The 15,181-nt window shown below is 65.5% G+C and carries 10 protein-coding genes and 1 tRNA gene; 1 reads left to right on the plus strand and 10 read right to left on the minus strand.

Annotated elements, in window-relative coordinates; all coding sequences use genetic code 11:
- Positions 1–52 precede the first annotated feature (52 nt).
- From galT to AB0N03_RS13465, 7 genes are all read right to left on the minus strand, one after another.
- Complete coding sequence (gene galT / locus AB0N03_RS13435) at positions 53–1,135, minus strand: galactose-1-phosphate uridylyltransferase (RefSeq protein ID WP_364370042.1); 1,083 nt, start codon at positions 1,133–1,135, stop codon at positions 53–55.
- Entirely contained in the window at positions 1,132–1,932 is an 801-nt protein-coding gene (locus tag AB0N03_RS13440) for a DeoR/GlpR family DNA-binding transcription regulator (protein ID WP_364370045.1), read from the minus strand. The genes galT and AB0N03_RS13440 overlap by 4 nt, the downstream gene beginning before the upstream one ends.
- Before the next feature lie 194 nt (positions 1,933–2,126).
- The gene (locus tag AB0N03_RS13445) at positions 2,127–3,536 is read right to left on the minus strand and encodes a HAMP domain-containing sensor histidine kinase (RefSeq protein WP_364370048.1); all 1,410 of its coding nucleotides are present in this window, start codon (positions 3,534–3,536) and stop codon (positions 2,127–2,129) included.
- On the minus strand, positions 3,533–4,225 hold the full coding sequence (locus tag AB0N03_RS13450; RefSeq protein WP_364370051.1) for a response regulator transcription factor: 693 nt from the start codon (positions 4,223–4,225) through the stop codon (positions 3,533–3,535). The genes AB0N03_RS13445 and AB0N03_RS13450 overlap by 4 nt, the downstream gene beginning before the upstream one ends.
- A gap of 68 nt (positions 4,226–4,293) precedes the next feature.
- Positions 4,294–4,902, minus strand: a complete 609-nt coding sequence (locus AB0N03_RS13455; RefSeq protein ID WP_364370053.1) for a TRIC cation channel family protein — start codon at positions 4,900–4,902, stop codon at positions 4,294–4,296.
- 3 nt (positions 4,903–4,905) lie between these two features.
- The gene (locus AB0N03_RS13460; RefSeq protein WP_013230063.1) at positions 4,906–5,559 is read right to left on the minus strand and encodes a response regulator transcription factor; all 654 of its coding nucleotides are present in this window, start codon (positions 5,557–5,559) and stop codon (positions 4,906–4,908) included.
- A 224-nt stretch (positions 5,560–5,783) separates the two neighbouring features.
- On the minus strand, positions 5,784–7,802 hold the full coding sequence (locus AB0N03_RS13465; RefSeq protein ID WP_364370056.1) for a hypothetical protein: 2,019 nt from the start codon (positions 7,800–7,802) through the stop codon (positions 5,784–5,786).
- Positions 7,803–7,927: 125 nt separating this feature from the next.
- On the opposite strand from AB0N03_RS13465, the gene AB0N03_RS13470 reads away from it, so the two are divergent.
- Positions 7,928–8,000, plus strand: a tRNA-Arg gene (locus AB0N03_RS13470).
- Positions 8,001–8,368: 368 nt separating this feature from the next.
- Here AB0N03_RS13470 and AB0N03_RS13475 read toward each other — a convergent pair.
- Genes AB0N03_RS13475 through AB0N03_RS13485 form a run of 3 tightly spaced genes read right to left on the minus strand, consistent with a single transcriptional unit; the run spans position 8,369 to position 14,638 of the window.
- Positions 8,369–10,675 (minus strand): AIPR family protein, encoded by a 2,307-nt coding sequence (locus AB0N03_RS13475; RefSeq protein ID WP_364370059.1) that lies wholly within the window; start codon positions 10,673–10,675, stop codon positions 8,369–8,371.
- Entirely contained in the window at positions 10,590–11,342 is a 753-nt protein-coding gene (locus tag AB0N03_RS13480) for a SprT family zinc-dependent metalloprotease (protein WP_364370062.1), read from the minus strand. Before AB0N03_RS13480 ends, AB0N03_RS13475 begins: the two co-directional genes overlap by 86 nt.
- On the minus strand, positions 11,342–14,638 hold the full coding sequence (locus AB0N03_RS13485; protein WP_364370065.1) for an HsdR family type I site-specific deoxyribonuclease: 3,297 nt from the start codon (positions 14,636–14,638) through the stop codon (positions 11,342–11,344). The genes AB0N03_RS13480 and AB0N03_RS13485 overlap by 1 nt, the downstream gene beginning before the upstream one ends.
- Positions 14,639–15,181: the final 543 nt, after the last annotated feature.

Here is a 15,181-nt window from a genome sequence, read left to right on the forward strand (position 1 = left end):
TCCTGAGAGGTTCCTGAGCCGAACCTGTGCATCGGAGATGAGTATGGCCGGATCAGCCCGCCGCGCGGAGCCGTTCCGCGATTTGCTCCGGCGTCGCGTCGTTGACCCACACCGCCATGCCCGATTCGGACCCCGCCAGGTACTTCAGCTTGTCCTTGGCGCGCAACACGGAGAACAGTTCCAGGTGAAGCCAGCCGAGCTCGCGGTCGCGGCGCACCGGCGCCTGGTGCCACGCCGCGATGTACGGCAGCGGCCGATCGTACAGCGCGTCACACCGGCGCAGGACGTCCAGGTAGACGTCGGCGAAGTCATCGCGCTCGGCGTCGGTCAGGGCGGGGATGTCCGGAACCTGCCGGTGCGGCACGACGTGCACCTCGATCGGCCACCGGGCCGCCGGCGGCACGTACGCCGTCCAGTGCTCGCCGGACGCCACCACGCGCGCGCCGGACTTCCGCTCGGCGGCCAGCACGTCGCCGAGCACCGGGCGGCCGTGTTCGGCCTGGTAGGCGCGAGCGACGTCGAGCATCCGCTCGGTCTTCGGCGTGACGAACGGGTAGCCGTAGATCTGCCCGTGCGGGTGCGACAGCGTGACGCCGATTTCCTCGCCGCGGTTCTCGAACGGGAAGACCTGCGCCACACCGGGCACTTCGGACAGCGCGGCGGTGCGGTCGGACCACGCGTCGACGACCGCGCGCACCTGCTTCGCACTCAGCCGCGAGAAGGCGCCGTCGTGGTCGCTGGTGAAGCAGACGACCTCACAGCGGCCGCGGCCGGGCCGCACCGGCACCAGCCCGAGGCCATCCACAGTGGACGGCTCGCCGATGACGTCCTCGGCGAAGGACGGAAAGCGGTTCTCGAAGACGACGACGTCGTAGTCGCTTTCGGGAATCTCGCTCGGCTTGCCGGGCTTGCTCGGGCACAGCGGACACAGGTCCGCCGGCGGCTTGTAGGTCCGCGTCTGCCGGTGGGCGGCCATCGCGACCCACTCGTTGGTCAGCGGGTCCAGCCGGATCTCCGACGCGGCCGAAACCGGCGGCAGGTCGCGGGTGTCCTCGGCGACGCGGTCGGGCGCGCCGGGCTGGTCGAAGTAGATGATCTCCCGGCCGTCGGCCAGGTGTCGTACGGTGCGCTTCACGCTTCTTCGGCCTCGACTGTCTCCGCCGTTTCGGCGATCATGAGTTCCGTTGCCCTTTCGGCGAGTATTTCCTTGGCCTCGTCGGAAATCCCGTCATCGGTGACGACGACGTCGGCCTCGTCCAGGTCGGCGATCGTGGAGATCCCGACGGTGCCCCACTTGGTGTGGTCGGCGAGCACGACGAGCTTGCGCCCGGCCTCGACCAGCGCGCGGTCGGTCTCGCTCTCGGTGAGGTTCGGCGTCGTGAACCCCGGCCCGTCGGCCATCCCGTGCACGCCGAGGAAGACGACGTCGAGGTGCAGCGACCGCAGGCTGTGCACGGCGACCGGCCCGACGAGCGCGTCCGACGGCGTCCGCACCCCGCCGGTGAGCACGACGGTGCGGTCCGGCTGCGTCGACCCGCGGAGCACGTCGGCGACCTGGATCGAGTTGGTCACGATGGTGAGCCCCGAGATGGCGTCGAGCGCGCGGGCGAGCGTCCAGGTCGTGGTGCCGGCGGAGATGCCGATCGCGGTGCCGGGCCGCACGAGCGTCGCGGCGAGGTCGGCGATGGCCTCCTTCTGCGCGCGCTGGCGCACGGACTTCGCCTCGAAGCCGGGTTCGTCGGTGCTCTTGCCGACGATCGAAGTGGCGCCGCCGTAGACCTTTTCGACGAGCCCGCGCCCGGCGAGGACGTCGAGATCGCGGCGGACCGTCATGTCGGAGACACCCAGCCTGGTCACGAGGTCACTGACCCGGACCGCCCCGGTCCGGCGTGCCTCTTCCAGGATCACCGCCTGTCGCTGACGCGCAAGCACCGCTCAACTCCGTCCCCGTCACACCTCAACCACACAAAATCCTACACGATTCAACACGGTATCCGCAGGGGCGACGTGGGTGAACTTCGAAACAACAGGTCACGGCGCCGGCGAAGGGAAGGGGGCGATGCCTCAGCCGAACAACATCACCACGTACGCCGCGGCTCGTGCCGATCCTGGCCGACGCCGTCGGCTCAGCCCGGCGCTCCGGGCAGCCGGATCGTCATCAACGCGCCGCCCTCGGGCGCCCGGGCCGCGTACACCGCGCCGCCGTGCCGCTCCGCCGCGTGCTTCACGATCGCCAGGCCGAGACCGGAGCCGGGCAGCGTCCGCGCCTCCGACGAGCGGTAGAAGCGGTCGAACACCTTGGGCAGGTCTTCCTCGGCGATGCCCGGGCCGGCGTCGGCGACCTCGACCACGGCGGTGCCGTCGCCGAGCGGGTACAGCCGCACCCAGACCGTCGCGTCCGGCGGCGAGAACTTCACCGCGTTGTCCAGCAGGTTCAGGATGGCGCGTTCGATCGAGCTGTTGTCCCCGGTGAGCACCCACGGCTGCAGCGAGACGTCGAAGTTGATCTCGCCCGCGCGTCGCCGGGCCCGGTCGAGCGCCCGTTCCACGACGTCCAGCAGCTCGACGCGCTCGAAGCGCTCGCGCGGCTCGTCCTGGCGCGCGAGCTCGACGAGGTCGCCGATGAGCTGCGTCAGCTCGTCGAGCTGGCCGCTGATGTCGGCGACGATGTCGATCCGGTCGTCGTTCGGCAGCGGTGGCGCGCCCGGCTTGCTCGCCGCGAGCAGCAGCTCGAGGTTGGTGCGCAGCGACGTCAACGGCGTCCGCAGCTCGTGTCCGGCGTCCGCGACCAGCTGGCGCTGGCGTTCCTGCGAGTCCGCGACCGTGCCGAGCATGGTGTTGAAGCTCTGGGTGAGGCGCGCCAGCTCGTCGTCGCCGCTGACCGGGATCGGCCGCAGGTCACCGGTCTTGGCGACGCGCTCGGCGGCCGACGTCAGCCGGTCGACGGGCCGCAGCCCGGTGCGCGCGACGGCGGTGCCCGCGGCCGCGGCGACCAGGATGCCGGCGCCGCCGATGAGGAACAGCACCAGCGCGAGCTCGTTCAGCGTGCGCTTCGTCGGGCTCATCGACTGGGCGAGCACGATGGCCTCGCCGTGTCCGGACGGCAGGGCGACCACGCGGCTGTCGGTGCGGAGGTCGGTCCGCATCGACTCCTGCGAATCGCCGTTGGCGACGTTCAGCTCACGCTGGTCGAACGGCGGCGGCGAGCTCGACAGCGGGTAGGTCATCACGGCGTGCTGGACGTCGGGCGCGGCGTTGAGCTGCCCGATCTGCAGGTCGGCGCTGGCCAGGAACGCGCCGGGGACCTGCCGCAGCTCGGTGCCCACCTGCGGGGAGTCGACCGCGGCCTGGGCGCGCGCCATGAGGCCGTCGTCGAGCTGCTGGTAGAGGTTGCTGCGCACGACCATGTACGCGCCGATCGAGACCAGCGCGACGGCGCCGGCGACACAGGCGGCGGCGAGCAGCGTCACCCGGCCGCGCAGCGAGAACCGGCGGGTTCCCCAGCGCGTGCCGCGGGGGTCGCCGGGCTCGGTCACGGCGGGGTTTCCCTCAGGACGTACCCCACTCCCCGCACCGTGTGGATCAGCCTCGGCTCCCCCTCCGCCTCCGTCTTGCGGCGCAAGTAGCCGACGTAGACCTCCAGCGCGTTGCCCGACGTCGGGAAGTCGTAACCCCATACTTCCTCCAGTATCCGGCCCCGCGTGAGGACGTGCTTCGGGTAGGAAAGGAACAGTTCCAGCAGGGAGAATTCGGTCCGGGTCAGGCTGATCTCGCGGCCGCCGCGGCGAACCTCGCGCGTACCCGGGTCGAGCGTCAGGTCCGCGAAGGACAGCATCTCCGAGGCCTGGCCGTTCTGGGCCTCCGGGCTGGCGCGGCGCAGCAGCGCCCGCAGCCGGGCGAGCAGCTCCTCCAGCGCGAACGGCTTCGGCAGGTAGTCGTCGGCGCCGGCGTCCAGCCCGGACACCCGGTCGGAGACGGTGTCGCGGGCGGTGAGCACGAGGATCGGCAGGTCGTCGCCGGTGCTGCGCAGGCGGCGGGCGACCTCGAGGCCGTCGAGCCGGGGCATCATGACGTCGAGGACCATCGCGTCCGGACGGTCGGCGATGATCGCTTCCAGGGCTTGCGCACCGTCGCTGGCCAGCTGGACCTGGTAGCCGTTGAACTCCAGGGACCGCCGGAGCGACTCACGGACGGCGCGGTCGTCGTCCACCACAAGGATGCGCATGGCGACAGTTTTACTCAGCGTGCTGAGACTCGCCTAAGAACACACGCAGAACTAACAAAGAGAATTCCTTACTCCGGCGCTCGAGCGACCGGCGCGTTCCAGTGCCGCCAGAGCGCGATCATCCTGATGGTGACCACTCCCGCAGCCGCGACCACGGTGACCGGGCCTTCCGGCAGTCGCACAGCGTGACCGACGGCGACGAGCACCGACCCGGCCAGCGCGGCCACGGCGTAGATCTCCTTCCGCAGGACCATGGGGATTTCCCGGAGCAGGAGATCGCGCACCGCCCCGCCGCCGATGCCGGTCGTCATGCCGATCAGACACGCGGCGTAGACGGTCGCGCCGGCGTTCAGCGCGATGGTCGTCCCGGCGGTGGCGAAGACGCCGAGCCCGAGCGCGTCGGCGAGCAGCACGCCCCGCCGCAGCCGCGCGACCTGCGGGTGGAAGGCGAAGACGACCAGGGCGGTCACGGCGCAGACGGCGAGGTAGGACCAGTTCCGCAAGGTCGTGGGCGGGTGGATGCCGAGCAGGACGTCCCGGATGACCCCGCCCCCGAGCGCGGTGGTGAGCCCGACGACGACCACGCCGAAGACGTCGAGCCGAGCCCGCACGGCGGCGAGCGCCCCGGACGCCGCGAAGGCGACGAGCCCGAGGAACTCCAGCGCCGTGAGCAGCATGTTCTACTGGTCGAGGAGGCCGCCGCGATAGGCCAGCAGCGCGGCCTGCACCCGGTTGGCCGCCCCGATCTTCGAGAGCACCGCGGAGACGTACCCCTTGACGGTGGCCTCGGAGAGGTGCAGGCGGCCGCCGATCTCGGCGTTGGAAAGCCCTTGCCCGATGAGCGCGACGACCTCGCGTTCGCGTTCGGACAGTGAGGCGAGCAGCTTCCGGGCGGGCTGAGCAGCGCGTTGTTCGTCCCGGTGGGACTGAACCATCCGCGCGGCCACCCCCGGATCGAGGACGGCCCCACCCCGGCTCAGGTCCCGCACGGCCCGCAGCAGCGCGGCGGGGTCGATGTCCTTGAGCAGGAAGCCGTTGGCCCCGAGCCGCAGGGCGAGGCTGACGTACTCGTCGATGTCGAAGGTGGTCAGCATGGCCACGGTCGGCGGATCCGGGAGGGCGAGGATGGCCCTCAAGGCCCTGATCCCATCGTCCGGAGCCCGCATCTTGATGTCGAGCAGGGCGACGTCGGGGTGGTAGCGCCGGGCAACTTCCACTGCGGATCTGCCGTCGGAGGCCTCGCCCACGATCTCGATGTCCTGAGCCCCGGACATCATCGCGCGCAACCCCGAGCGCACCAGTTCCTCGTCGTCGGCGAACATGAGCTTGATCAACGAAGCCCTCCGCAACAGCCAGTAGGAGGCGGCTGCCCGCGTCCCGTTAACGAAGGTTACCTACTGTTGTTCAGCAGTTCGAAACCAGACACGACCAGGTGAGGCGCTGGTCCGTCCAGGTCAGGTGCGGTGGGCCGTCCCGCAGGGTGTATCCCGCCTGCCGGGCGCTGGTAAGAACCACTCACCTGGGTGACGACGAGAGTCGGGCCGCCCCGCGAACTAGCTCAGCGACGACGCTTCTTGCCTCTCCGCGTGGCACGCGAAGTTCGGGTCAGACCGCCCAGCGGATGAGCGGTGCGGACCGCCCGAACCTGCTCGAACACCTCGGCCAGCTCAGCGAGACCGACCAGGTCGGGATGGCCTGAAGCGAGGATCGCTTTCGCCAAGTGCCCGCGTTCGTCACCGGGCACCTCGGCCAGCGTCGCGGCCGTCGCGTCCGGCCCGGCCGTCTCCAGCAGGACGAGGAACTGCTCCGTCACCCCGAGCAGGCCTTCGCGTTCATCGACGCTCTCGAGAGCCAATTCGCCGCGATCCACCAGCAACTGCGTCGCGATCGGTCCCAAGGCCGGGTCGGTGCGCAGGTCGTGCAGCAGCACGTCGCCGCCCGGGAGAGAGCCGACGAGGATCTCGAGCATGACGGACGCCCGCGTGCGGAACGGGCACTCGCGGATGGCGTCCAGCAGCAAGGGCAGCCCCGCCTCCCGGCCACCGTGCGCGGCTAGCCAGCCGGTGATCTCCGCCGTGGCCGCCTCTTCGTCGAAGTGCTCCACGACGACACCCAGCACGGCGGCGGGAGCGGCATCGGCGAGGTCCCCCACCAGGGGCGCGAACCGGCCCTCCGCCAGCAGCCGAGCCCGGACCGCCCGGGTGGCCAGCGGGGTGAAGGCGACCAAGTCGAGCTCCGGCACGTCGAGTGCGGCCCGCAGCCGGGCCTGCACGTCCGGCGGGAGCTCGGAGTTCTCCGGCACCAGGTCCATGCTGTACATCGGATCGGGTGGTCCCACGGTCAGCTCGACCGCGCCGAATTCGGCCAGCCGGGTGAGCAGCCGGCGGAACTCGTGCGCGAACCCGGCACGCCAGATCGGCTCGAACGACGGTTCGAGATCGAGGTAGGTCCCTTCGACACAGGCCAGCCACACGCTTTCAGCGAGCCGGACCACGGGCATCGGCTCCGGCATGCCGTAGATCGTGTTGAACACATCCGGCAGCACGATGTCGAGGTTCTCGTCGAGCAACAAGGCGTAGCCGGGTGCCCAGCCGCTGTCCTTGACCAGCAAGCGCGGCTCCGCGAGCGCGTCGAACGCCGCCGTCCACAAGGCGAGGGCGTTCTTCACCAGCGGCGCCGCCTTCGCCACCCGCACCAGCTTTCCCTTGACCACCCGCACGATCCGGGTGCGCTTGGCGAGCTCGAACAGGATGGCGAGGCCCGGCAGATCGGCGCTGCTGCGTACGGTCTGGACCTCACCGCCGAGGTCCCGTTCGAAGTCGTCGCCGGTGTCCAGCAGCGACACCAGCTCGCGGGCGTCGGCGAGCTTGAGGGCGCCGGTGCCGGTCAGCGCCCGGCCGTCACCCACCCATTCGACGAGTTTCCGCAGCCTGACCACGAGCAAGGAGCGTTCGGCGGCCTCCGCGAGCGCCGAGTCCGGCGGCAGCGAGACGGGCAGCTGCGGCAGGGCGCGTTCGGGCTGCTCGAGGTACTGCCGGGCCACGAGTTCGTCGAGGAGTTCGGCGTCGTAGCTGTGCCGGCCCTCGCGCACCTCGGAGAGGAAGGCGTTGACCGCATCCAGGTCCGAACGGTCGACCCCGTTCCGGGCCGCCTTCATCACCCAGTACTTGCTCACGCCGAAATTGCGTTCGTCGGCCATCGCGGCCGGAAATTCGGCCATCGCGTTCGTGACGGCACCGTCGAGATCCGCCAGTGGCTCCCCCGCAGGGTCGGCCAGCCCGGTCTCGTGCAGGTACCGGAGGAACAGCCGCAGCGTTTCGGGCACGAGATCAGCCTCATCGGCGGTGGCCGACAGCGTGCGCGGAACGTAGGAGAGCAGGAAGTCGCGGACCGACGCGGCGGTCCAGTGGGCGAGCCGCCCGTCGACAGAGGTGTGCCGGAACTGGAGCGCCGAGACGACGGCGTAGGGGTCGATCTCACGGCCTTGCCCGGCGGCCCAGGCGGCGAAGCGCCGGGCCAGAAGGTCCTGCCCGGCTTCGTAGCCTTCGTGGTCGTCCTCGTCGTAGTAAGTACGCACTCCGCTTCCCGTCATATCGGCTGCCGAAGACGGTAGCGACGAGCCTCGGCCGGGCCGAGGCTGGGGCAGCACGTACCCGGAGCCGCCGCTCAGGCCACCTGTCGGGTAGCCTGTCCGGGTACGAAGCCCTCGTAGCTCAGGGGATAGAGCACCGCTCTCCTAAAGCGGGTGTCGCAGGTTCGAATCCTGCCGGGGGCACTACATGCAGAGATATTGGGCTGGTCAGAACGGAGACACTGCATTGGACTGCCTTTGCAGTGTCATCGATGCAACGGGACAGCCTCTCCAGCGGGTCCAGTCGGGTAGCACCATCCACCGGACTCATTAGGTCAACTCGCTCGCCCACTGAGTAGGTGCCCTTGGGTCCAGACGAGACCGCCACGCTGCTACCGGCAAGCTGCCGTCGTCCCAGCGTGACGGCTCAATGTGCCATATAGCAAGCAGGCCCAAGAACAGCGAATATCCCGATCGCCCCAACGTCAGCGTGGGCTCACACAAGCGACCGCCAGGTCGACCCGCCGACAGCGCCTACGCGAGCAGAGCAAGACCGCGCTCCCAGCAACCGGTCAAAGCGCCGTTCCCGCGTTTTCGTCCGATGCTTCGAGTTCACCGAGCACCCGCCACGCCAGGTCGGCAAGCGTCTCGCCCGAGCTGGTTACCCACCGCGCAGTTCCTTGGTTCGCAACGGGCCGTTGCTCCCACTGCGCCAGCTCCCACATGTGAGAGATTAGTCCGGAGGGGGAATACTGCTTGCCGTCGGCAGCCCAGAGGATCGGCTTACTCCGGTGTGGGACCCAGGTCGCTCGCGACCGCGTCTGCTCTTCGGCAAGCCAGTCTCGAAGAGCGTCAGTCTCCAGCGGGTAGGCCGCCGAAAGTTTGAGCGTGGCTCCCTCGGCTAGTACCGCCTTGTCGATCAGAACGGAAACCGCGTTGGGACGCCGCTTGCGCTGTACTGGAGCGCGACGGTACCTGCCCTGTGCCGCAGCGCTCTCAGCCCGCACACCAGCACCCAGCACACGGCTGGCAACCTCGCGGCAACGGGCGACGTCTGAGCACACTGCACGAATCTGGGAACGCTCGGTGTACAGGTCGTCGACTGCAGCTGACACTGCCGGCAAAAGCTCCTCGACTAACTGCGATGTCCCCTCCACCGCTTGTATCGCCCATTCCAGTTTCGTATCTGGTTCGTCGATGGCCTCGGTGTCTAGCCTACGGAAGACGAGATGGGTGAGCAGATATGTACCGTGCTCAGCGAGGGCAACACCCCGCCCCTGGTAGCGCGGACGCAACCGGTGGAGGCTGCGCCGCACCTCCCTCAGCACCTGCACGGCGTTCCATAAGAGGTAGGCACTCGGCTGGGGACGGAACAATGAATCGTAGATACCCTGAGATCCTCGCTCCCACAACACGTCAAGTGTGGTTGCGATACGAGCCGCGTATTGACTGTCGGGATGGGCGCAGGCCAATCCACAGGCGGCCTCGACGACCGAGCAACCCGCCTCCGGGTGCGGCTCCAACTCGCTACGGCGAACACTGTACTCGAGACCTAGTTCGGCCCGCATCTCCTCCAGGATTGCACCCTGAATCGGATCAAGAGCAATGAAGTCACGGGCCTCGACACGATTCTGACGATTCGTAGCCTGAGTGGTCTGCTTAGCGAAATCTGCGGCCTTTCCTGTCACGATGATGCGCACGCCGACCTGGGCCGAGGCAGCTGCCTCATCGGCAGCAACCGCCTCAGCGACGGACCGGACGGTTTGGGCTCCGTTAACGACACTGGCATTCTGCAAAGTCAGACTAAGCGGACGCGTGTGCGGCGTACGCATGGACTGCTGGGTCTTCTCGACCGACTCACACAGCATTGTGACACCGTTGTTGAAATACCAGAAGTGAGCCGGCTTTTCAGTGAGCGTGTCAATCAATTCATTGTTTATTGGCGTCCTACCGAGCGGATTACGAATATTCAGATTGAATAGATTCGAGCCATGCTCGACCCACTCGGCCACCTGCTCAGCCTCGACCACGCCTTGGTACGATTCATAGGGCGCACTGATCGCGAACCACGGGAATAAGTCAGCAGTCAGTTCGACAGGTTCGGGCGCAAGGTCCTTGCGGACCGAACCCCACACCTCGGGCGCAAGGATGATCCGGTGATCAAGTACGTCGCCGTAGCGATTGAACTCCCTCTCTCCACTTATAAGAGCTTGACGGAAGCCGTCGGTTACGTCGTCGGCCCGCATCAGGACGATGACTTGAGTAACCGGTACAGGCCCTTGAGCCATGACGGTCTTGGCGAGCTCGGCAAGTTGACGACCACGCGGGTTGAATGGTGCAAAGTCTTCGTCGTCAATGAGGCGCAATCCGGCAAACAGTTCCATAACGGCCCGCCGATCACTGTTGGCCCTACCGTCCCTGCTCCATTTCGCCTGGACTAAGAATACGTGTGGATCGGGTCCATCCACGACCGCAATCGCATCAATTCCTTGGTCGGCAAAGCCGTCGATGACCGTGAGCGCAGCCTCGCTCGGACTGAAACCCGTGACGATCCGGACCGCCTGCGCGGTTAGCGCCCTCGAAAGGAGACGCGGCTCGCGATATTCAGCTGGTTTCCCCTCCACGTCACTGACATCCAGAAGACCCGCATCCAAATAAACAGCACGCAGAGCCTTCTCAACCTGACGGATTTGGACGGCCACGTCTCCATGACCGTCCTGCACACCGCTCGTACTCAAATTTGTCCTCCCTGCAGTCAGATCGGCCGGACCTGCGACGTCTAAATCAAATTGACTAAATTCGGCTACTTGTACCACCGGTACTGACAGGAAGCCATAACTGCGTGCCAGCTTCGGACAATCGAGTCTTCCTTTGTTCATAGTCTGGCAGCACTCGTCGGACCGCCCCCCAGAATCCCTTCGTGTGATTTGGTTCATCCACATGTGCTAGTTCGTGCACGATCACGTAGTCGATCAGACTCGGCGGAAGCTGCATGATCGCCCAGTGAAGGTTCAATCGATCACCTTTTCCCAACGAACCCCATCGATAGCCAAGGTCACGAACATCGAGCTGTCGAGGTCGCGCCGCCATTCTGGCCGCCCAAGGCTCGATTCGTGTCGGCAACCAACGCAACGCCTCCTGCCGGTACCACGCGATCACCTTCTCAGCAGCCCTACCGTCCTCTGCACATCCTCTCGGCAGCCGCAACCACCCGTCCTGTAGCTGTATTCCTGGCTCCTCCACGAGCCGCAACCGGTAGTGACGGCCAAGCAGGTCGAACCCTTCACCGGAGAGGAACCGCTTTGTGACTTGCGTGGCGACCAGGCGGTCCTTGTCTGCGAGCTTCCGGAAGACCCAACCGACCCTCGCCCGCGCCCAGTCCTCCACCGTGGAAAGCTCCGCGTCTGCAGGCGCACGAAGGACCACGTCACCGTCTCGTTCGATGGTGATACCGAAGGTCGAACGCGTCGCAGAGACACGGACCTCGAAGTCGAGCCCGCTGACGCGGACCCTCCCCGGCAAACTTGAAGAGGCAACTGGGGTCATCAACGGCCAGTGAACCTTGAACGGTTAGCCCTGGCAAACTCCAACACGCTGGTCGATAGATCTTCAAGCCGATTGAAGTTGAACAAGTCCTCTCCACTGACAGCGACGTCAAGCCGCTCAAAGATCAACGAACGCAGTTGGCTCTGCTTGTGCGGATTGTCCCAGAAGCCGACAAGCTCGACATCCACCTTGATCTGGGCTATCACATCGACAGTGGCAGCACGTAGTGCGCTCTCGCGGTCCTCGTAAAGAGAGCCGTCCTTGGCATGGCCAGGTACAGCCCCACGCAGGAGGTCATACAACGCAGCCTCTACCGACGAAAGCTCCCCATCGCCAACTTGGCGCCCCGCACGTGCCTCTTCGACAAGGGGCCACAACGCCTGCGCCAGGTCTTCCGCCTGATCCTTCAGGTCTTGCAGGATTCGTTCCAGCCGTTCGGAGAGACGGTCGTAGAATGCCGGGTCCTCGTCGCGGTGCTGGTCGATGTGATGCCGGATAGCGTGTTCCATCTCGGATGCCCTGGCCCGCGCATTGGTCATGGCAGACACCTTGCGGTCGAAGTCCGCGGCCGTGATCGAGACCGGCGGAATCATCTGATCGACACCATGTGCGATCACGTAGTCGTCGATGAGCTGGCGTACCTTCGCGCCGTATAGTGAAACGTCGAACCCGTTAAGATCACGGTAGCGGTTGCGGGCTTGGCGCTGGATGTTGCCGAACGTCTTTAAGGGCACGATGTGCGACCTGGCATCCAGCCGCGGAAGGATAATCTCCATAGTCGCAGCGAACTGTTTGAGCGCGTCATCGAACTCAGTGCGCAGCTTCTCGTCCTCAAGGAGCTGAACACACTTCTCGATGTCGTCCAGCGTATCGAACTTCGGCACACCCCGCTCCACGAACAGGTTCTTGACGATCTGCTCCCGCTCGCGCAACCTAGGGATCTGCTCACGTATATCGGTCAGCACACCCTCAAGATCATCACGTGCGTAGGCAGCCAATGCAGCCCTCAGGTTGGCGGCCACGCCGAAGAAGTCGATGACGTAACCAGCCTGCTTGCCCTCACGTGACCGATTCACCCTAGCGATCGCCTGGAGTAGTTCGGCTTCCTTGATGTGCCGATCCAGGTAGAGCACCTGTTCAACGGGCGCGTCGAAACCGGTCAGCAGCATAGACTTGACGAGCAGGAATGCCACGGGCGACGTCTTCCCCGGATCGCTGCTGGCGCCGATGGGGAGTGACTTCTTGAAGTCCTGGATTGCCCGCTTCTGTCGGGCCTTGTTCGTCCATTGCGCGAGTTCCGCGTCATCGTTGTGCTCACCCGAGATGATCGGTACGAAGTCGAGCCGCGCAATGATGTCACGATGACGCAATGCGCGGACCAGACGAGCGGTTGGGCCGCCGCGGAGGGCGTACTCCTCGGCTGCCTCAGCTGTGCGTTGACCAGGCGGAAGGCTGTCGAGTTTCGCTAGTAGTTCCCGCTGTGCATTCTGGAACGCCTCTCGGTAGCGCACCGCAGCCGCCCTACTGGTCGCAACGACCTGCGCCTTGAATCGGTTCGGCAAGATCGTGTCCACGTAGTGTGCGAGCATGTTCCGGGCTTTCGCCTCGATGAGCTTGGGCGCTTCTAGGACATGTCCCTTGGTCGCCCAGCGCTGCTTGATCCGCGCGAGTTCCTCGGGAGTTCGCTCCACAAACATGTCATCGAACAGCTCGTCCAAGTCGTCATGATCACGTACTGAGCCACGGGTTGTCCTGCCCTCGTACAGGATGGGCACCGTCGCGCCGTCCTCCTCGGACTCCTTGATGGTGTACCTGTCGATGTAGGTACCAAAGATGTCCAGAGTCTTCTTGCGCTTGCCCATGATGATCGGTGTGCCGGTGAAGCCGATACGTGCACAGTTGGGTAGCGCTGTCAGCAGACTCATGTGTAGATCACTGCCGTGGGACCGGTGCGCCTCGTCGATGAGCACCAGGATGTTGTGATCAGCGTTGAGCTCACCGAGATCCGAAAATTGCTTGGTGAGCTCGGCCGCCGCGACGGTCTTCTCCTCCGCAGTCGAGCCATCAGGATCCCGATGCTTCTGAATCATCGCGAAGACGAGGTCCTTGCCCTCGCGCGCCAAGTGTTTCTTGAGGTCCTTGACGTCCTTTGCGATCTCAACCGTCTCGTCTGTAAGCTCTGCGGTCGCGCTTAGCTGCTGCTGAAGCTGTGTTCGGTCAGTGATCACTACGACTTTGAAAGACGTCAGCACGGGATCGCTGCGCATCGCCTTGATCAGGAAGACCATGGTCAGGCTCTTGCCTGAGCCCTGGGTATGCCAGACAATGCCACCACGCCCGTCATCAACGCCAGGCGCCTTGAGCTGGCCAGTCTTGAGCCTCTTGATGGCCCGGCGAACCGCCCGGTACTGCTGATAGCGGGCCACCACCTTAATGGTTTGCCCCTCATCAGTCTGAGTGAACAGCATGCAGTGCCGGATGAGGTCGAGCAACCGCTCCGGCCGTAGCATCCCCGCGGCAAGCTGCTCCTGGAGAGAGAAGGGCGCAGGGTGGCCGACCTCGGTACCAACCTCGTCATCCGTAGAAGGATCGATCGTCTTCCATTGGGTGTAGTGATTCGATGTGGCGGTGATAGTACCGACTCGGGCATCATCAAAGCAGGTGCCGATCACGAGCTGGTTTGTGTGGAACAGTCGCTCGTTGCCCTCCGCGACATTGCCGCGCCGGTTGGCGTACCGCCGCAGCTGATCGATGGCATGCATGAGTGGGTCAGCGACCTGCCCCGCCTTGGCCTCGATCACGACCAGCGGAATGCCGTTCACGAACAACACCAGGTCTGGGATGATGGCCTTTCGACTGTTCCCCGGCAGCTGCACCCGAAACTGATCCATTACGAGGAAATCGTTGCGTTCCGGGTGGTTCCAGTCGATGTAGTCAGCCCGCACTTGTCGCTGCCTGGCACCACCCGGCGGAGCGACCTCAATGCCGCCTATCAGTAGTTCCGTTAACTCCTGATTGATCTCCAGCAGGTTCCGACCCGCCGGCCGCTGAAGGGCACCCACCATCTGCGATAGACGGGTATCGTCCAGCCACGGCTCGTCGTCCACGCCGAGGTTGATCTTGCGCAGAGTTGTCCGTAGCCGCCCTTCGAGCAATACATCCCGCGTAGAATCGCGCTCGGGGTAGCTTCCGGCAACCTTGCGGCTCTCGACATGCTCCCAACCCATCGCCAGCAGCTGCTTGATGAGCGGCAGCTCCGCCACCATGCGTTCGGACAGCGGCTTGTTAGACGCCATACAACCTCCCCGTCACCAGGACATGATGCACGAGGATCATCGATTGGGTGAAAAGTTTCACTAGATCTTCGGGAAAATTGAGCGATGCCTCACTGCATAAAGTATTGAACATTCAACCATGTTCTCGAGCCTGGATCCGCTTCAGCAGATCGCCCGAGACGACTCGAATACGAAGCGATGTGCGCCTGGCAGGTCACAGGCGGTTCCGCGACCCGTGCATGCAGCACGTAACCCGGGGCCGGCCTTCTGCGCAGCGACTGCGCCATGAAGATACTGCACAAGAGGGCTGCCAGCTTGGCCAGCTCTGGCCCCGAGAACAGCAATCCTCGGTACACGTCCAGCCCAAAGAAGGGGACAATACCGGCCAGAATGTCACCCTCTGGGTCGCCAATGACACACCGTTCACTAATTGCGACATTGCCGGCTTCCCCACCAGAGACGACCTTCGCGCTGGATCGCACCCAACCTGCAGCCTCGCAGCAGTTCCTCATTGGCCAATGGCAATGTGACGGCCATCAGCGCGGACATATCTTCTAACGTGCA

The organism is Amycolatopsis sp. NPDC051061 (assembly GCF_040682935.1).
In the GTDB taxonomy this organism is placed as follows: Bacteria; Actinomycetota; Actinomycetes; order Mycobacteriales; family Pseudonocardiaceae; genus Amycolatopsis.